This is a genomic window from Pseudomonas sp. GM21 (genome assembly GCF_000282215.1).
Classification (GTDB): domain Bacteria; phylum Pseudomonadota; class Gammaproteobacteria; order Pseudomonadales; family Pseudomonadaceae; genus Aquipseudomonas.
On the sequence record NZ_AKJS01000070.1, the window covers coordinates 86,880 to 104,080 of the forward strand.

General features: G+C 58.7%; 19 protein-coding genes and 1 pseudogene. 15 read left to right on the forward strand and 5 right to left on the reverse strand.

Translation table 11 applies throughout. The features are described from left to right. Window positions 1-13: 13 nt before the first annotated feature. Window positions 14-325, forward strand: coding sequence for a YqfO family protein (locus PMI22_RS18970; RefSeq protein WP_007944853.1), 312 nt, complete (start codon window positions 14-16; stop codon window positions 323-325). 90 nt (window positions 326-415) lie between these two features. Here PMI22_RS18970 and PMI22_RS18965 read toward each other — a convergent pair whose 3' ends face one another. Further along, on the reverse strand, window positions 416-919 hold the full coding sequence (locus PMI22_RS18965; protein ID WP_007944854.1) for a L,D-transpeptidase family protein: 504 nt from the start codon (window positions 917-919) through the stop codon (window positions 416-418). 46 nt (window positions 920-965) lie between these two features. Beyond that, window positions 966-1,517, reverse strand: coding sequence for an NUDIX hydrolase (locus PMI22_RS18960; protein ID WP_007944855.1), 552 nt, complete (start codon window positions 1,515-1,517; stop codon window positions 966-968). Between the two features lie 146 nt (window positions 1,518-1,663). On the opposite strand from PMI22_RS18960, the gene PMI22_RS18955 reads away from it, so the two are divergent. The 5 genes and pseudogenes from PMI22_RS18955 to purT all read left to right on the forward strand — a co-directional run bounded on the left by PMI22_RS18955 (window position 1,664) and on the right by purT (window position 4,775). After that, window positions 1,664-2,263, forward strand: a complete 600-nt coding sequence (locus tag PMI22_RS18955; RefSeq protein ID WP_007944856.1) for a CoA pyrophosphatase — start codon at window positions 1,664-1,666, stop codon at window positions 2,261-2,263. 63 nt (window positions 2,264-2,326) lie between these two features. Continuing rightward, complete coding sequence (locus PMI22_RS18950; RefSeq protein ID WP_007944857.1) at window positions 2,327-2,851, forward strand: gamma carbonic anhydrase family protein; 525 nt, start codon at window positions 2,327-2,329, stop codon at window positions 2,849-2,851. After that, window positions 2,848-3,063, forward strand: coding sequence for a DUF1289 domain-containing protein (locus PMI22_RS18945; RefSeq protein WP_007944860.1), 216 nt, complete (start codon window positions 2,848-2,850; stop codon window positions 3,061-3,063). The genes PMI22_RS18950 and PMI22_RS18945 overlap by 4 nt, the downstream gene beginning before the upstream one ends. A 167-nt stretch (window positions 3,064-3,230) precedes the next feature. Continuing rightward, a pseudogene (locus PMI22_RS32335) lies at window positions 3,231-3,494 on the forward strand (VUT family protein); the annotation flags it as partial. 99 nt (window positions 3,495-3,593) lie between these two features. After that, a complete protein-coding gene (purT, locus tag PMI22_RS18935) occupies window positions 3,594-4,775 on the forward strand; it encodes a formate-dependent phosphoribosylglycinamide formyltransferase (RefSeq protein WP_007944864.1) in 1,182 nt (393 codons plus the stop codon). 106 nt (window positions 4,776-4,881) lie between these two features. On the opposite strand, the gene PMI22_RS18930 is transcribed toward purT, so the two are convergent. The 3 genes from PMI22_RS18930 to PMI22_RS18920 form a co-directional block, all read right to left on the reverse strand. Then, a complete protein-coding gene (locus PMI22_RS18930) occupies window positions 4,882-6,198 on the reverse strand; it encodes an MFS transporter (protein WP_007944866.1) in 1,317 nt (438 codons plus the stop codon). Between the two features lie 161 nt (window positions 6,199-6,359). Next, entirely contained in the window at window positions 6,360-7,595 is a 1,236-nt protein-coding gene (locus tag PMI22_RS18925) for a transporter associated domain-containing protein (protein ID WP_007944868.1), read from the reverse strand. A 12-nt stretch (window positions 7,596-7,607) separates the two neighbouring features. Beyond that, window positions 7,608-8,420 (reverse strand): cytochrome C assembly family protein, encoded by an 813-nt coding sequence (locus PMI22_RS18920; RefSeq protein WP_033049085.1) that lies wholly within the window; start codon window positions 8,418-8,420, stop codon window positions 7,608-7,610. Between the two features lie 195 nt (window positions 8,421-8,615). Between PMI22_RS18920 and ffh the strand changes: the two genes are divergently transcribed. From ffh to thrC, 9 genes are all read left to right on the forward strand, one after another. Further along, window positions 8,616-9,992 (forward strand): signal recognition particle protein, encoded by a 1,377-nt coding sequence (gene ffh, locus PMI22_RS18915; protein ID WP_007944871.1) that lies wholly within the window; start codon window positions 8,616-8,618, stop codon window positions 9,990-9,992. A gap of 250 nt (window positions 9,993-10,242) precedes the next feature. Then, a complete protein-coding gene (gene rpsP, locus PMI22_RS18910) occupies window positions 10,243-10,494 on the forward strand; it encodes a 30S ribosomal protein S16 (protein ID WP_007944872.1) in 252 nt (83 codons plus the stop codon). Between the two features lie 5 nt (window positions 10,495-10,499). Beyond that, the gene (rimM, locus tag PMI22_RS18905) at window positions 10,500-11,036 is read left to right on the forward strand and encodes a ribosome maturation factor RimM (RefSeq protein WP_007944873.1); all 537 of its coding nucleotides are present in this window, start codon (window positions 10,500-10,502) and stop codon (window positions 11,034-11,036) included. A gap of 2 nt (window positions 11,037-11,038) precedes the next feature. Further along, window positions 11,039-11,791 (forward strand): tRNA (guanosine(37)-N1)-methyltransferase TrmD, encoded by a 753-nt coding sequence (gene trmD, locus PMI22_RS18900; RefSeq protein WP_007944874.1) that lies wholly within the window; start codon window positions 11,039-11,041, stop codon window positions 11,789-11,791. Between the two features lie 45 nt (window positions 11,792-11,836). Next, entirely contained in the window at window positions 11,837-12,187 is a 351-nt protein-coding gene (gene rplS, locus PMI22_RS18895; RefSeq protein ID WP_003175895.1) for a 50S ribosomal protein L19, read from the forward strand. A 144-nt stretch (window positions 12,188-12,331) separates the two neighbouring features. After that, entirely contained in the window at window positions 12,332-13,228 is an 897-nt protein-coding gene (gene xerD / locus PMI22_RS18890; RefSeq protein WP_007944877.1) for a site-specific tyrosine recombinase XerD, read from the forward strand. 195 nt (window positions 13,229-13,423) lie between these two features. Beyond that, on the forward strand, window positions 13,424-14,155 hold the full coding sequence (gene dsbC / locus PMI22_RS18885; protein ID WP_007944878.1) for a bifunctional protein-disulfide isomerase/oxidoreductase DsbC: 732 nt from the start codon (window positions 13,424-13,426) through the stop codon (window positions 14,153-14,155). Between the two features lie 133 nt (window positions 14,156-14,288). Continuing rightward, window positions 14,289-15,593 carry a homoserine dehydrogenase gene (locus PMI22_RS18880; RefSeq protein WP_007944880.1) on the forward strand — a complete coding sequence of 435 codons (1,305 nt, stop codon included), beginning with the start codon at window positions 14,289-14,291 and terminating at the stop codon, window positions 15,591-15,593. Window positions 15,594-15,696: 103 nt separating this feature from the next. Then, on the forward strand, window positions 15,697-17,106 hold the full coding sequence (gene thrC / locus PMI22_RS18875) for a threonine synthase (RefSeq protein ID WP_007944882.1): 1,410 nt from the start codon (window positions 15,697-15,699) through the stop codon (window positions 17,104-17,106). The last annotated feature ends 95 nt before the right edge of the window (window positions 17,107-17,201 follow it).

Here is a 17,201-nt window from a genome sequence, read left to right on the forward strand (position 1 = left end):
TTAACTAAGCGTCGTGTACAAGCTCAGCTTTTTTGTTCCAACCAGCCATGTGGAACAAGTCAAAAACGCCGTATTCGCCGCTGGTGGCGGACGGATCGGCGCTTACGACCATTGCGCCTGGCAAGTGCTCGGCCTCGGCCAGTTTCGCCCGTTGGACGGCAGTCAGCCGTTCATTGGTGAAGCGGGACAGGTCGAACAGGTTGAGGAATGGAAGGTTGAGCTGGTGGTCAGCGATGAGTTGATTCGCTCTGTGGTGGTGGCGCTGAAGCAAAGCCACCCCTATGAGACGCCGGCTTATGAAGTGTGGCGGTTGGAGGATTTTTGATTCTCTTGCCGCTGAAATGAAAAACCCGCTGAATTCGCGTTCAGCGGGTTTTTTGTTGCTCTGAATTACAAGGATCCAGCCAGAATGGGGTTACGGGCGGATCTCGATCATCGTGCCGTCCGGTACCAGGTTCCAGACTTCGCGCATGTCCATGTTGCGCATGGCGATGCAGCCGTCCGTCCAGTCCAGGGTGTGGAACAGGGATTCAGGGTTTTCCTCAGTGTCCGGCGTTCCGTGGATCATGATCATGCCACCGGGATCGACACCCTCTCTGCGCGAACGGGCAGAGTCGCTGATGTTCGGGTAGGAGATGTGCATTGCCAGGTTGAAGCGATCGCTGACCTTGCGCCAGTCCACCCAATAGAGACCTTCTGGCGTGCGTTTGTCACCCTCCATCAGTTTTGGGCCTTGGGGATGCTTGCCCAAGGATATGCGATAGGTCTTGAGCGGCTTGCCATTATTGATCAATTGCAGTTGGTGAGCGGATTTCAGGACCAGAATTTTTTCGATGACTCTGCCATTCAGGGGTTCCGCAACGGAAGCCTGTGACATGGCAACGAACGACAAGCATAAAACGACAAGCAACCAGCGCATTGAAACGATATCCCTAGAGGTGTCGGCTATTTTAGTTATAGATGTTTTAAGTGATGGCAAGCTGAGCAAGTGGCGGGATCGATTCGGACCGCACAGGGTAGGCCTCGGTCCGCCGGTCAGCGAAGAAGCATTCTAGGGTACGGCCCACTGTGCGGAAAGCCAGGTCGGACCAAGGGATGTCGGCTTCCTCGAAAAGCTGCACTTCCAGGCTCTCGGGGCCGGCACAAAAGTCCAGGTCTGCCAGCTCGGCGCGAAAGAATACATGCACCTGGCTGATGTGCGGCACGTCGATCAATGTATAGATACTCAGGTTGCGCACCCGGGCACAGGCTTCTTCGGCGGTTTCGCGAATGGCCGCCTGCTCGATGGTTTCACCGTTCTCCATGAAACCGGCAGGCAGGGTCCAGTAACCGAGCCGTGGCTCGATGGCACGCCGACACAGCAACACTTTCGAGCCCCAGGTCGCGACGCAACCGGCGACGATGTTGGGGTTCTGGTAGTGAATCGTATGGCAGCTGTCGCAGACAAATCGCAGACGCGAATCGCCTTCGGGAATACGCTGGGTCACCGGGTTGCCGCACTGACTGCAAAATTTCATGCTTGGGTTCCTGAATGCTGCGCCTATCTTGGCGTGCGGCGGTGTCTGTCGGCAAGTTGTCGTTTAGCGACATGCAGTGGTTATGGGGTTGGGCGGTCGGTTCGATTGGTGCATGATGCAAAGTAGAGAATAAATCGAGAAGTCTCATGCTGGACGAGCTACTGCATCGAGTAAGCAACCACACTCCACGCACACTGGAAACCGACAAGCGTTTCCCGGAGGCTGCGGTACTGGTGCCCATCACTCGCAGTGATGAACCAGAACTGGTTCTGACCCTGCGCGCCAGCGGGCTCTCGACCCACGGCGGTGAAGTGGCCTTTCCCGGTGGTCGTCGCGACCCCGAGGACCCCGACCTGATTTTCACCGCGCTACGTGAGGCCGAAGAAGAAATCGGCTTGCCACCGGGCCTGGTTGAAGTGATCGGCCCGCTTAGCCCGTTGATCTCATTGCACGGCATCAAGGTCACGCCTTATGTCGGGGTGATTCCGGATTTTGTCGAATATCGGGCCAACGATGCCGAGATCGCTGCTGTCTTCAGCGTACCGCTCGAATTCTTCCGCAAGGACCCGCGCGAACACACCCATCGCATCGATTACCAGGGCCGTAGCTGGTACGTGCCGAGCTACCGTTATGGCGAATACAAGATCTGGGGCTTGACGGCGATTATGATCGTCGAGTTGATCAATCTGCTCTATGACGCGAAAATCAGCCTGCATCAACCGCCCAAGAGTTTTATCAACACCTGAGCCATCGTTCGTATGGCGTCAACCGTGCTTTGTATGAGCCTGCCTGGCCTTGAGGACAACAAGATGAAATATCGTTTGGGCGACGCCCGCGTCGAAACCCATCCGCAGAGCTGGGTCGCGCCCAATGCCGTGCTGGTGGGCAAGGTCAAACTGGAAGAGGGCGCCAACGTCTGGTTCAACGCCGTACTGCGGGGCGACAACGAACTGATCCTGATCGGCAAGAACAGCAATGTCCAGGACGGTACCGTGATGCACACCGACATGGGCTACCCGCTGACCATCGGCACTGGCGTGACCATTGGTCATAACGCCATGCTGCATGGCTGCACCGTGGGTGATTACAGCTTGATCGGCATTAATGCGGTCATTCTGAATGGCGCGAAAATTGGCAAAAACTGCATCATCGGCGCCAATTCGCTGATCGGCGAAGGCAAGGAAATTCCCGATGGGTCGCTAGTCATGGGTTCCCCAGGCAAAGTGGTGCGTGAGCTGACCGAGCAGCAGAAGAAGATGCTGGAGGCCAGCGCTGCCCACTATGTGCATAACTCGCAGCGCTATGCCCGTGATCTGGTCGAGCAGGAAGAATGAGCGCCACTGAACGACCGGTGCCATCGCCCTGCGTGAATATTTGCGCGTTGGATGACGACGACATTTGCACCGGGTGTCAGCGGACGGTGGAAGAGATCACGCGCTGGAGCCGTATGAACAACGAAGAGCGCCGCGCGGTGTTGGGGTTGTGTCATGAGCGGGCCAAATCCAGCGGGTTGCTGTGGATGATCGGCAAAACCCCGGACCTGTAGCAGCTGGCGAAGCCTGCGTCCGGCTGCGTCCGGCTGCGCAGCAGTCGCAAAATCAGGCACTTCGGTTATTCAGTCAAATCGCGTTCTCAGGGTTTACGACTGCTGCGCAGCCGGACGCAGCCTTCGGCAGCTGCTACAAGGTTAGCGTTCGGGTTTGGTGGTTGGGCATGGCATTGGCCAGCGCCACGGCGTTTGCGGTGTCCGAGTGCATCGACTGGCTGGTGTTCAGCATCACCAAACGCCCGTTGCACGATCGCCTCTGGATAAGTTCGGCGCTGAGCATTCCCCTCGATACCTTCATTTTTTTCGGCATGATCGACGCGTTTACTCCCGGTGTGATCCTCACAGCCATGGGTTCGAAGTTCGCTGGCGTGACCGTTGTTTGGCTGATCATGGCCTGGCGCTTGCGCAAACAGGCCCTCGTCAGCTGAAGCCAAACCCTTCGGTTCATGTAAAATGCCGCGCTTTCTCCCCATGGGAAGCGCGCATGGCGTTGCATCCCTCGATGATCCGCTTCTTGAGGACCTGAGATGACCCGTATCGGAACTCCATTGTCGCCAACCGCGACCCGCGTATTGCTGTGTGGCTGTGGTGAGTTGGGCAAGGAAGTGGTAATCGAGCTGCAACGCCTGGGCGTTGAAGTGATTGCCGTGGATCGTTATGCCGACGCCCCGGCCATGCAGGTCGCCCATCGCAGCCACGTGATTAATATGCTCGATGGCGCCGCCCTGCGTGCGGTGATCGAAGCCGAGAAGCCGCACTTCATCGTGCCGGAAATCGAAGCCATCGCGACCGCCACTCTGGTCGAACTGGAAGCCGAAGGCTTCACCGTGATTCCGACCGCGCGTGCCGCGCAGCTGACCATGAACCGTGAAGGCATCCGTCGCCTGGCCGCCGAAGAGCTGGACCTGCCGACCTCGCCGTACCATTTCGCCGATACTTTCGAGGATTACAGCAAAGCCGTCGAAGACCTCGGCTTCCCATGCGTGGTCAAGCCGGTGATGAGTTCCTCGGGCAAAGGCCAGAGCCTGTTGCGTAGCGCCGATGACGTCAAAACCGCGTGGGACTACGCGCAAGAAGGCGGCCGCGCCGGCAAAGGTCGCGTGATCGTTGAAGGTTTCATCGACTTCGACTACGAAATCACCCTGCTGACCGTGCGTCACGTCGGCGGTACCACCTTCTGCGCGCCGGTCGGTCACCGTCAGGAGAAGGGCGACTATCAGGAATCCTGGCAGCCACAAGCCATGAGCCCGGTTGCTTTGGCTGAGTCCGAGCGTGTGGCCAAAGCGGTCACCGAGGCGCTGGGCGGTCGTGGCCTGTTTGGCGTCGAGTTGTTCATCAAAGGCGATCAGGTGTGGTTCAGCGAAGTCTCGCCGCGCCCGCATGACACTGGCCTGGTGACCCTGATTTCCCAGGACCTGTCGCAGTTCGCGCTGCACGCACGGGCGATTCTGGGCCTGCCGATTCCGCTGATCCGTCAGTTCGGCCCTTCGGCTTCAGCGGTGATTCTGGTGGAAGGGCAGTCGACCCAGACCGCTTTCGCCAACCTGGGGTCTGCGTTGAGCGAGCCGGACACGGCGTTGCGTCTGTTTGGCAAGCCAGAAGTGAATGGTCAGCGCCGGATGGGCGTGGCATTGGCGCGGGATGAGTCGATTGAATTGGCTCGTGCCAAGGCCACCCGTGCTTCTCAGGCTGTCGCGGTAGAGCTGTAAACCGAGTCGCGCCTATCGCGGGCAAGTCCGACTCCCACAGGTATTGCATTCTTTCTGGCCGAATGCGTTCCCTGTGGGAGCCGGGCTTGCCCGCGATGGCGATCTATCAGGTTACCCGATTCAAATCGTTGTTACGCGTCTCCTTCAGGCACAGCACCGCAATCAAGCTCAACACCGCCGCCACCGACACATACCCGCCGACATAACTCAGACCGCCCATCGCCACCAGCTTCTGCGCGAAGAATGGCGCCGCCGAGGCCCCGACGATCCCGCCCAGGTTGTACGCCGCCGAGGCTCCGGTATAGCGAACGTGAGTCGGAAACAGCTCAGGCAGCAACGCACCCATCGGCGCAAACGTCACGCCCATCAGAAACAATTCGATGCACAGGAACAGCGCCACGCCCCAGGTTGAACCTTGGGTTAGCAGCGGTTCCATCAAGAACCCGGACAAAATCGCCAGCACGCCACCGATGATCAGCACCGGTTTGCGCCCGTAACGGTCGCTGGCCCACGCCGACAGTGGCGTCGCGGCGGCCATGAACAGCACCGCGAAGCACAGTAAGGCGAGGAAGGTTTCACGGGTGTAGCCGAGGGTCGTCACGCCGTAACTCAGCGAAAACACCGTCGAGATGTAGAACAGCGCATAGCACACCACCATCGAGCCGGCGCCCAGCAGCATCGGCGCCCAGTATTGGCTGAACAGCTCGATCAGCGGGATCTTCACCCGCTCCTGGCGGGCCATGGCATTGGCGAACACCGGGGTTTCGTGGAGTTTGAGGCGCACGTACAACCCGACCATCACCAATACGGCGCTGAGCAGGAAGGGAATCCGCCAGCCCCACGAGCGGAATTGTTCATCGTTCAGCGTCATTGCAAGGGTCAGGAACAGACCGTTTGCCGCCAGAAAGCCAATCGAAGGGCCAAGCTGGGGGAACATGCCGAACCATGCGCGTTTGCCTTTGGGCGCGTTCTCCGTGGCCAGCAACGCCGCACCGCCCCATTCACCGCCCAGCCCCAAGCCTTGGCCGAAGCGCAGCACGCAAAGCAGGATCGGCGCCCAGGCGCCAATGCTGTCGTAACCCGGCAACACGCCGATCAGCGTCGTGCAGACGCCCATCAGCAGCAGCGAAGCGACGAGTGTTGATTTTCGCCCGATGCGATCACCGAAGTGGCCGAACAGGGCAGAACCCAGCGGTCGCGCAAGAAAGGCGATACCGAAGGTGAGAAACGCCGACAACATTTGCGCGGTGCCGGAGGTCTGTGGAAAGAACACCGGCCCGATCACCAACGCTGCTGCGGTGGCATAGACGTAGAAGTCGTAAAACTCGATGGCGGTGCCGATGAAACTCGCGGTGGCCACCCGGGTGGCGGAGTTCGTCGGTTGTGCGGACGTGGTTTCGGTATAAGTCGTGCTGGTCGTCATGCGGTTATCCCTGACAGTCATGTGCCCCAGTGGAGCGAATTATTATGGTCGAACACCCAGGGATGTGGGTTTTGTTGCAGAGTGCGGGTAGCACTGAAGTGAGGCGGGGCTTGGGTAAGCGCCCCGATTATAGGAAGGAGCCTAACGATTCAACAAGGGGATTAAATAACGACTGGAACTGAACTGGTATGCCAGATCAGCACCCGCGTGACGCGATTGTCTTCGGTCTCCAGAATTTCCAGGCGATAGCGCCCGATCTTCAGGCATACCGCGCTGTCCGGAATGGTCTCAAGGGCTTCGGTCACCAGTCCGTTAAGGGTTTTCGGGCCATCGCTGGGCAGGTGCCAGCCCAGGCTCTTGTTCAAGTCGCGAATCGACGCCGCACCATCAATCACCAGGCGTCCATCGGCCTGAGGATGGATGTGCGGGTTGTCCAGGCTGTGCTGGCTTTCGAACTCACCGACGATTTCTTCAAGAATGTCCTCCAGGGTCACGATACCCAGCACTTCGCCGTACTCGTCGACCACCATGCCCAAGCGCCGCTGCTGCTTGTGGAAGTTCAGCAGCTGCAGCTGCAGCGGGGTGCTTTCCGGGACGAAATAAGGGTCATGGCTGGCCGCCATCAGCGCTTCCATCGTCAGGCTGGCATCGGCCAGCAAATGACGGATGTGCCGGGTGTTGAGCACCGCTTCGACCTGGTTGATGTCGCTGTGGAACACCGGCAGGCGCGTGCGCTTGTTGTGGCGCAATTGCTCGATGATTTCTTCAATCGGGTCGTCGAGGTTGATGCCGTCGACGTCACTGCGCGGCACCAGAATGTCGTTGACCGTGATGTTGTCCAGCGCGTGGATGCCGGACAGCGGGTGCGGGCGGCAGACGCTATGGTCCTGATCTTCGTGCCGATCCGTCGGCGCTTCGTCTTCGCTCTGCTGCACGACTTTGACTTTGCGAGCGAACGGTCGCATCAACAACTGGCTCAAGCCATTGAGCATCCAGGCGGCCGGGTAGATGATTTTCAGTGGCGCGCCGAGCAAGGTGTTGCCCAGGTTCAGCACCGCGTCAGGGTGGCGATAGGCGAGTGTGCGCGGCAGGTAGTCGGCGAACACCAGGAGTGCGGCGCCAGCGCCGAGACAGGCGACCCATGGGCCGTTCCCGGCCCAGGTGAAAATCGCCAGCAACGTGCTGATGACCATGACCAGCGCACGGCACAGGGTGTTGCAGAAGATCAGGCTGTTGAGCGGGAAGCTCAGCTTCGCCACCGGTTTGTCGCTCGAACGCGAGGCAGTCCGCTGGGCCAGCAACTGCTGTTGTGCTGCTTCGATGGCGGTAAACAGCCCCGACCATAAAATCAGCAGGGCCAATACCGCGAGCATCGGCCCTATGGGCAAGTCGTCCATTAATGCCGCCCGTCAGATATGCAGGATGTATTCACGAACCAGCTTGCTGCCGAAATACGCCAGCATCAGCAGGCAGAAACCAGCCAGGGTCCAGCGAATTGCCTTGTGTCCGCGCCAGCCGAGGCGATTGCGGCCCCACAGCAGAACACTGAAGACAATCCAGGCCAGGCACGCCAGCAAGGTTTTATGCACCAGGTGCTGGGCGAACAGGTTGTCGACAAACAACCAGCCGGAGATCAACGACAACGATAGCAGCGTCCAGCCGGCCCACAGGAAACCGAACAGCAGGCTTTCCATGGTTTGCAGCGGCGGGAAATTCCTGATCAGCCCTGACGGATGTTTGTGCTTGAGCTGATGGTCTTGAACCAGCAGTAGCAAGGACTGGAACACCGCAATGGTGAACATGCCGTAGGCGAGGATCGACAGCAGGATATGGGCGAGGATGCCCGGTGCTTCGTCGATGACCTGTACGGTGCCGGCCGGCGCGAACTGCGCCAGCAGCACGGTCGCGGCCCCCAGCGGGAACAGCAATATCAGCAGGTTTTCCACCGGGATCCGCGAGCAGGCCAGCAAGGTCAAGGCAATGACCGCGGCGGCAATCAGGCTGGCGGCGCTGAAAAAATCCAGGCCCAGGCCGATCGGCGTCAGCAGGTGGGTAAGCAGGCTGGCGCTGTGAGCCAGGACCGCCAATACGCCGAGCGTGACCAGCAGGCGCTTGTTCGCCTTGGCGCCGGTGGCCAGGCGAGAGCCCTGATAAAGAGTCGCAGCGGCATATAAGCAGGCGGCGGCGAGAGTGGTAAGCAAACTGGGTGACAAGGGGAGCATAAATCCTGTTAGGCAAGCCCGAAAGGGGCTGAGTTTGGCATAGAACCCCCGCCGCACGAAAGTGTGAGGTGTCCGCCAGACGCAGTCTTCGCTATAATCCGCGACCTGCCCACGCCGCAGGCTCGCCGAGCACATGTTTATTCCGGTCTGGGCCGCCATTATCCCGGTCTACACAGGGCCTGAAAGGATCGCGCAATGTTTGAAAACTTAACCGACCGTCTCTCGCAGACGCTGCGCCATGTCACCGGCAAGGCCAAACTGACCGAAGACAACATCAAAGACACCCTGCGTGAAGTGCGCATGGCGTTGCTCGAAGCCGACGTCGCCTTGCCCGTGGTCAAAGACTTCGTCAATTCGGTCAAGGAACGCGCTGTCGGCACCGAGGTGTCGCGCAGCCTGACACCGGGCCAGGCCTTTGTGAAGATCGTCCAGGCCGAGCTCGAAAGCCTGATGGGCGCGGCCAACGAAGACCTGAACCTGAGCGCCGTTCCACCTGCCGTGATCCTGATGGCCGGTTTGCAGGGCGCGGGTAAAACCACCACCGCCGGCAAACTTGCGCGCTTCCTTAAAGAGCGCAAGAAAAAGTCGGTCATGGTCGTGTCCGCGGACGTTTACCGTCCGGCGGCAATCAAACAGCTGGAAATGCTTGCGGGTGAAGTCGGTGTTACCTTCTTCCCGTCCGACCTGAGCCAGAAGCCGGTCGACATCGCGCAAGCGGCTATTAAAGAAGCAAAGCTTAAGTTCATTGATGTGGTCATCGTCGATACCGCCGGTCGTTTACACATCGACGAAGAGATGATGGGCGAGATCAAGGCGCTGCACGCCGCGATCAACCCGGTCGAAACCCTGTTCGTGGTTGACGCCATGACCGGCCAGGACGCCGCCAACACCGCCAAGGCGTTTGGTGATGCACTGCCGCTGACCGGCGTGATCCTGACCAAGGTCGACGGCGATGCCCGTGGCGGTGCCGCCCTGTCGGTTCGAGCCATCACCGGCAAGCCGATCAAGTTCATCGGTATGGGCGAGAAGAGCGAAGCGCTCGATCCGTTCCATCCTGAGCGTATTGCTTCGCGCATCCTCGGCATGGGCGACGTGCTCAGCCTGATCGAACAGGCCGAAGCGACCCTCGACAAGGACAAGGCCGACAAACTGGCCAAGAAACTGAAGAAGGGCAAGGGCTTCGACCTCGAAGACTTCCGCGATCAGTTGCAACAAATGAAAAACATGGGCGGCCTCGGCGGTCTCATGGACAAACTGCCCAACATGGGCGGCGTGAACCTGGCGCAGATGGGCAATGCCCAGGGTGCGGCAGAAAAGCAATTCAAGCAGATGGAAGCCATCATCAACTCCATGACCCCGGCCGAACGCCGCGACCCTGATGTGATCAGCGGTTCGCGCAAACGCCGGATCGCCATGGGTTCCGGCACTCAGGTGCAGGACATCGGTCGCTTGATCAAGCAACACAAGCAGATGCAGAAGATGATGAAGAAATTCTCCGCCAAGGGCGGAATGGCCAAAATGATGCGCGGCATGGGCGGTATGTTGCCCGGCGGCGGCATGCCAAAGATGTAAAGAATTCGCGCAAGGGCTTGCTCTTGCGCAACCCCACAAGGAAGTGGGAACTCCAGCAAACCCGCACTTGGCGGGAGCTGACTGGCCGTTTTCAACGACGGCTCTATAGCAAATCTGGATGGCGTCCGATAGGCCGCCGGAAAAAGACATTTGCAAAAGTCCGGATATTCCTTAGAATATGCGGCCTTTCGGGCACCTATGCCCGCTGTGCCTTTAGATTTGCAGCACCGACTACAGGAACGATGTTCACATGCTAACAATCCGTCTTGCCCTTGGCGGCTCCAAAAAGCGCCCGTTTTACCACTTGACCGTAACCGACAGCCGCAACCCGCGCGACGGTTCGCACAAGGAACAGGTTGGTTTCTTCAACCCTGTTGCTCGTGGTCAAGAAGTCCGTCTGTCCGTGAACCAAGAGCGCGTAGCCTACTGGCTGAGCGTTGGTGCACAACCTTCTGAGCGTGTTGCTCAGTTGTTGAAGGACGCGGCTAAGGCTGCGGCCTGAGCAATATGAACGCGACGCCAGCTGTTGCTGATGATTTGATCGTTATTGGCAAAATTTATTCGGTTCATGGCGTTCGCGGCGAAGTGAAGGTGTATTCCTTTACTGATCCGACAGAAAACCTGTTGCAGTACAAAACCTGGACGCTCAAGCGCGAAGGCAATGTGAAACAGGTCGAGCTGGTCAGCGGACGTGGGAACGACAAGTTCCTGGTCGCAAAGCTCAAGGGTCTTGATGATCGTGAAGAAGCCCGTCTTCTGGCCGGTTATGAGATCTGCGTGCCGCGCAACCTGTTCCCTGAATTGACCGACGGCGAGTACTACTGGTACCAGCTGGAAGGTCTGAAGGTTATTGATCAACTCGGGCAATTGCTCGGGAAAATCGATCATCTTCTGGAAACCGGCGCCAATGATGTAATGGTGGTCAAGCCTTGCGCTGGCAGCCTGGATGATCGCGAACGCCTGTTGCCCTATACGGAACAATGCGTGTTGGCTGTCGATCTGGCCGCAGGCGAGATGAAGGTGGATTGGGACGCGGACTTCTAAGCGTGGCTAACTTGCGCGTAGAAGTGATCAGTTTGTTTCCCGAGATGTTCTCCGCCATCAGCGAGTACGGCATCACCAGTCGGGCGGTGAAACAGGGGCTGTTGCAGCTCACCTGTTGGAACCCGCGAGACTACACGACGGATCGACATCACACTGTGGATGATCGCCCATTTGGCGGTGGTCCGGGCATGGTGATGAAGATCAAGCCCCTGGAAGATGCACTGGTTCAGGCCAAGGCAGCAGCCGGGGAGGCGGCGAAGGTAATTTACCTGTCCCCCCAAGGCCGTCAACTGACTCAGTCGGCGGTGCGCGAGTTGGCGAATCTGGATGCATTGATCCTGATTGCCGGCCGCTATGAAGGCATTGACGAGCGTTTTATAGATACTCATGTCGATGAAGAGTGGTCGATTGGCGACTATGTACTGTCTGGCGGCGAGCTGCCGGCGATGGTCCTGATCGATGCGGTTACACGACTGCTGCCTGGAGCTTTAGGGCATGCGGACTCCGCCGAGGAAGATTCCTTTACGGATGGTCTGCTGGATTGCCCGCACTACACCCGACCGGAGGTGTATGCGGATCAGCGTGTTCCCGACGTGTTGCTAAGTGGCAATCACGCGCATATCCGGCGTTGGCGTTTACAGCAGTCCCTTGGTAGGACCTTTGAACGACGCGCCGATCTTCTGGAAAGCCGCTCGCTTTCTGGAGAAGAGAAGAAGCTGCTCGAGGAATACATCCGCGAGCGGGACGATAGTTAACAACGTATCGATGGTAGATCCGACGATTTACCTTAGGAGCACAGCATGACTAACAAAATCATCCTTGCACTCGAAGCAGAGCAGATGACCAAAGAGATCCCTACCTTTGCCCCGGGCGACACCATTGTCGTTCAGGTGAAAGTGAAGGAAGGCGACCGTTCGCGTCTGCAAGCGTTCGAAGGTGTTGTTATCGCCAAGCGTAACCGCGGCGTAAACAGTGCTTTCACCGTTCGTAAAATCTCCAACGGTGTTGGCGTAGAGCGTACTTTCCAGACCTACAGCCCGCAAATCGACAGCATGGCCGTTAAACGTCGCGGTGACGTACGTAAAGCCAAGCTGTACTACCTGCGTGACCTGTCCGGTAAAGCAGCTCGCATCAAGGAAAAACTGGCTTAAGTCCAGCTTCCGATGCAGAAAAAAGCAGCCTACGGGCTGCTTTTTTGTTGCCTGCGATTTATGCCGGCAATGGTTCCGCGAGTGCGCGTGCTATGAAAGACTGTTCGTCACTTTCCAGTCGTTACCTGTCTTGCCTGAGCCTTTATGCCTGCCATTGATCATCCGCTGATAGACCAATTTCTCGACGCCCTGTGGCTGGAAAAAGGTCTTGCCGATAACACCCGCGATGCCTATCGCAGCGACCTCGCGCTGTTCAACGGCTGGTTGCAGGAGAAAGGACTGGAGTTGATCAACGCTGGCCGTGAGTTGATCCTCGATCACTTGGCCTGGCGACTGGAGCAAAACTACAAACCCCGTTCCACGGCGCGATTCCTCTCGGGTGTGCGTGGCTTTTATCGTTATTTGCTGCGGGAAAAACTGATCGCGGTTGACCCCACCTTGCGCGTCGACATGCCGCAGCTGGGCAGGCCCTTGCCGAAATCCCTGTCGGAAGCCGACGTCGAGGCCTTGCTCAAGGCGCCGGATCTGAGCGAAGCCATCGGCCAACGTGACCGCGCCATGCTCGAAGTGCTTTATGCGTGTGGTTTGCGGGTGACAGAGCTGATCAGCCTGACGCTGGAGCAGGTCAATTTGCGCCAGGGTGTGCTCCGGGTCATGGGCAAGGGCAGCAAGGAGCGCTTGGTGCCGATGGGCGAGGAAGCGATTGTCTGGGTCGAGCGCTACATGCGCGACGCCCGTGGCGAGTTGCTCGGCGGGCGTCCCAGTGATGTGCTGTTCCCCAGCCTGCGCGGCGAACAGATGACCCGCCAGACCTTTTGGCATCGCATCAAGCACCAGGCCAAGGTCGCCGGAATCGGCAAGTCGTTGTCACCACACACCCTTCGCCACGCTTTTGCGACGCACCTGCTCAACCACGGCGCCGACCTGCGTGTGGTGCAAATGCTGCTTGGCCACAGCGATTTGTCCACCACGCAGATCTACACCCATGTCGCCCGTGCACGCTTGCAGGACTTGCACGCCAAACACCACCCGCGCGGTTAGCGCGGACCGGCCGACGCAGGCTTCGCCAGCTGCATAAATGCGTCGTGCAGCGTGAGCGAGATGTCGTGCATCAGGCGCATTCGGCCACGCGAGCCTTATGTGGTAGGCTTTGCCGGTTTGCACGATGGGCGTTTATGACCCGGTGTATCGCACGGGCGTTCTGATCGTCCCATTTGTCCGCCTTCAGGAGTTCTCATGCGTCTGACCCAGATTTTCGCCGCCGCCGCCATTGCGTTGGTCAGCACCTTTGCCGTCGCTGATGACGCGGCCGACAAAGCCATTCGTAAAAGTCTGGAAAACCTCCAGCTCGACGTGCCCGTCGAAACCATCACGGCCAGCCCGCTGCCAGGTCTGTACGAAGTCAAACTCAAAGGTAGCCGCGTGTTGTACGCCAGCGCCGATGGCCAGTACGTGGTTCAGGGCTACATGTTTCAGCTCAAGGACGGCAAACCGGTCAACCTGACCGAGAAGACCGAGCGCCTGGGCGTTTCCAAACTGGTCAATGAGATTCCGGTCGCGGACACCGTGGTGTATCCGGCCATCGGTGAAACCAAGTCGCACATCACGGTGTTTACCGACACCACCTGCCCGTACTGTCACAAACTGCACGCCGAAGTGCCTGAGCTGAATAAACGTGGCATCGAAGTGCGTTATGTCGCATTCCCGCGCCAGGGTCTGGGATCGCCGGGTGACGAACAGCTGCAAGCGGTCTGGTGCTCGAAAGACAAGAAAGCCGCCATGGACAAAATGGTCGACGGCAAGGAAATCAAGGCCGCCAAGTGCGATAACCCGGTTTCCAAACAGTTCGCCCTCGGTCAGTCGATTGGCGTGAATGGTACACCGGCCATCGTTTTGGCCGACGGTCAGGTCATTCCGGGCTACCAGCCAGCGCCACAAGTCGCCAAACTGGCACTGAGCGCGAAGTAAATTCGAATCGTCACGGTCAGCCATTGACGATCATGGTCCGGCAGCAACATTGCCGGGTCATTAATAGGGAACCGCGAGCACGCGGTTGTTTTCACGGCCGACCTTGAGTCGGCCGTTTTATGGGGAGTTCACAGTGAAACCGGTCAAAGTAGGCATCTGTGGGTTAGGAACCGTCGGTGGCGGTACCTTCAACGTACTTCAGCGCAACGCCGAGGAAATTGCTCGTCGTGCCGGGCGTGGAATCGAAGTGGCACAAATTGCCACGCGCACGCCAAAGCCTCAGTTCCAAACGACCGGTATTGCGATTACCAACGATGTCTTCGAAGTGGCCACGAACCCTGAGATCGACATCGTTATAGAGTTGGTGGGCGGCTACACCGTTGCCCGCGAGCTGGTACTCAAGGCCATCGAGAATGGCAAGCATGTGGTCACCGCGAACAAGGCACTGATTGCCGTTCACGGTAATGAAATTTTCGCCAAGGCTCGCGAGAAAGGCGTGATTGTGGCGTTCGAAGCGGCTGTGGCCGGCGGCATTCCGGTGATCAAGGCGATCCGTGAAGGCCTGTCCGCCAACCGCATCAACTGGGTCGCCGGGATCATCAACGGCACCGGCAACTTCATCCTCACCGAAATGCGTGAAAAGGGCCGAACCTTCGAAGACGTGTTGGCCGAGGCGCAAGCCCTGGGTTACGCCGAAGCCGATCCGACTTTCGACGTTGAAGGCATCGACGCAGCCCACAAGCTGACGATCCTGGCCTCCATCGCGTTCGGTATCCCGCTGCAATTCGACAAGGCCTACACCGAAGGCATCACCAAGCTGACCACCGCTGACGTGAACTACGCCGAAGCGTTGGGCTACCGCATCAAGCACCTCGGTGTGGCACGCAGCACGCCTGCCGGTATCGAACTGCGCGTACACCCGACGCTGATCCCGGCTGATCGCCTGATCGCCAACGTCAACGGCGTGATGAACGCGGTCATGGTCAACGGCGATGCGGCCGGTTCGACGCTGTTCTACGGCGCAGGTGCGGGCATGGAGCCAACCGCTTCGTCGGTGATCGCCGACCTGGTGGACGTGGTTCGCGCCATGACCTCCGACCCGGAAAACCGCGTACCGCATCTGGCCTTCCAGCCGGACTCGCTGTCGGCGCATCCGATCCTGCCGATCGAATCCTGCGAAAGCGCCTACTACCTGCGCATTCAGGCCAAGGACCATCCGGGCGTGTTGGCTCAGGTGGCGAGCATCCTGTCGGAGCGTGGCATCAACATCGAATCGATCATGCAGAAAGAAGTGGAAGAGCATGACGGTCTGGTGCCGATGATCATGCTGACTCACCGTGTGCTGGAACAGCACATGAACGACGCGATTGCCGCCCTTGAAGCGTTGACCGGTGTTGTCGGTCCGGTTGTACGGATCCGTGTCGAACACCTTAACTAAGCAGCTGCAAGCTGCAAGCTGAAAGTTGCAAGCTAGAGACCAGTGTTGCTCAGCTTGCAGCTTGAAGCTTGAATCTTGAGGCTCAAACCGAAGGTTTGAAAAAATGCGCTATATCAGTACCCGCGGCCAGGCACCGGCCCTGAATTTCGAAGACGTCCTGCTGGCCGGTCTCGCCACAGACGGCGGTCTGTACGTCCCGGAAAACCTGCCACGTTTCACCCAGGAAGAAATCGCTTCCTGGGCCGGCCTGCCGTATCACGAGCTGGCCTTCCGGGTGATGCGCCCGTTCGTGACCGGCAGCATCCCTGATGCCGATTTCAAAAAGATTCTCGAAGAAACGTACGGTGTGTTCTCGCACAACGCCGTAGCGCCACTGCGTCAGTTGAACGGCAACGAGTGGGTGCTGGAACTGTTCCACGGCCCAACCTTGGCGTTTAAAGACTTCGCCCTGCAACTGCTCGGTCGCCTGCTCGACTACGTGCTGGAAAAGCGCGGCGAGCGTGTGGTGATTGTCGGCGCGACTTCCGGTGATACCGGTTCGGCCGCCATCGAAGGCTGCAAGCATTGCGAAAACGTCGACATCTTCATCCTGCACCCGCACAACCGCGTGTCCGAAGTGCAGCGTCGGCAGATGACCACCATTTTCGGCGAGAACATCCACAACATCGCCATCGATGGCAACTTCGATGACTGCCAGGAAATGGTCAAGGCGAGCTTCGCTGACCAGAGCTTCCTCAAAGGTACGCGTCTGGTCGCGGTGAACTCGATCAACTGGGCGCGGATCATGGCCCAGATCGTCTACTACTTCCACGCCGCCCTGCAGCTCGGAGGCCCGGCGCGTTCGGTATCGTTCTCGGTGCCAACCGGCAACTTCGGCGACATCTTCGCCGGTTACCTGGCGCGCAACATGGGCCTGCCGATCAACCAGTTGATCGTCGCCACTAACCGCAACGACATCCTGCACCGCTTCATGAGCGGCAACCAGTACGTCAAGGAAACCCTGCACGCCACGCTGTCGCCGTCGATGGACATCATGGTGTCGTCGAACTTCGAACGCCTGCTGTTCGACTTGCACGGTCGCAATGGCGCGGCGATTGCCGGGCTAATGGACAGCTTCAAACAGGGTGGTGGTTTCAGCGTCGAAGAGGAGCGCTGGACCGAAGCCCGCAAACTGTTTGATTCGCTGTCCGTGGACGACGTGCAAACCTGCGAAACCCTCGCCGAGGTGTACGAGCAAACCGGCGAGCTGCTGGACCCTCACACGGCCATCGGCGTGAAAGCTGCACGCGAGTGCCGTCGCAGCCTGGATATTCCAATGGTGATTCTCGGCACCGCGCATCCAGTCAAATTCCCTGACGCAGTGGAGAAGGCTGGCGTAGGAAAAGCGCTTGAGCTCCCTGCACATCTTTCTGATTTGTTTGAGAGAGATGAGCGTTGCACCGTGTTGCCAAACGACCTGAAAGCCGTGCAGGCCTTTGTCAGTCAGCATGGCAACCGCGGCAAGCCGCTGTAACCGTAAAAGCTGTCACATTTTGAAGCCCGTCTCCTGACGGGCTTTCTCATTTCTGCGTGCCACACTTGTAGCGTTTTCGCCCGTGAGGAAAGGGT

Coding starts and splice junctions, on each gene's coding strand:
- PMI22_RS18965 (WP_007944854.1), bottom strand. CDS start 919: ATGCGCTGGTTGCTTGTCGTTTTATGCTTGTCGTTCGTTGCCATGTCA.
- PMI22_RS18960 (WP_007944855.1), bottom strand. CDS start 1,517: ATGAAATTTTGCAGTCAGTGCGGCAACCCGGTGACCCAGCGTATTCCC.
- PMI22_RS18955 (WP_007944856.1), top strand. CDS start 1,664: ATGCTGGACGAGCTACTGCATCGAGTAAGCAACCACACTCCACGCACA.
- PMI22_RS18950 (WP_007944857.1), top strand. CDS start 2,327: ATGAAATATCGTTTGGGCGACGCCCGCGTCGAAACCCATCCGCAGAGC.
- PMI22_RS18945 (WP_007944860.1), top strand. CDS start 2,848: ATGAGCGCCACTGAACGACCGGTGCCATCGCCCTGCGTGAATATTTGC.
- purT (WP_007944864.1), top strand. CDS start 3,594: ATGACCCGTATCGGAACTCCATTGTCGCCAACCGCGACCCGCGTATTG.
- PMI22_RS18930 (WP_007944866.1), bottom strand. CDS start 6,198: ATGACGACCAGCACGACTTATACCGAAACCACGTCCGCACAACCGACG.
- PMI22_RS18925 (WP_007944868.1), bottom strand. CDS start 7,595: ATGGACGACTTGCCCATAGGGCCGATGCTCGCGGTATTGGCCCTGCTG.
- PMI22_RS18920 (WP_033049085.1), bottom strand. CDS start 8,420: ATGCTCCCCTTGTCACCCAGTTTGCTTACCACTCTCGCCGCCGCCTGC.
- ffh (WP_007944871.1), top strand. CDS start 8,616: ATGTTTGAAAACTTAACCGACCGTCTCTCGCAGACGCTGCGCCATGTC.
- rpsP (WP_007944872.1), top strand. CDS start 10,243: ATGCTAACAATCCGTCTTGCCCTTGGCGGCTCCAAAAAGCGCCCGTTT.
- rimM (WP_007944873.1), top strand. CDS start 10,500: ATGAACGCGACGCCAGCTGTTGCTGATGATTTGATCGTTATTGGCAAA.
- rplS (WP_003175895.1), top strand. CDS start 11,837: ATGACTAACAAAATCATCCTTGCACTCGAAGCAGAGCAGATGACCAAA.
- xerD (WP_007944877.1), top strand. CDS start 12,332: ATGCCTGCCATTGATCATCCGCTGATAGACCAATTTCTCGACGCCCTG.
- dsbC (WP_007944878.1), top strand. CDS start 13,424: ATGCGTCTGACCCAGATTTTCGCCGCCGCCGCCATTGCGTTGGTCAGC.
- thrC (WP_007944882.1), top strand. CDS start 15,697: ATGCGCTATATCAGTACCCGCGGCCAGGCACCGGCCCTGAATTTCGAA.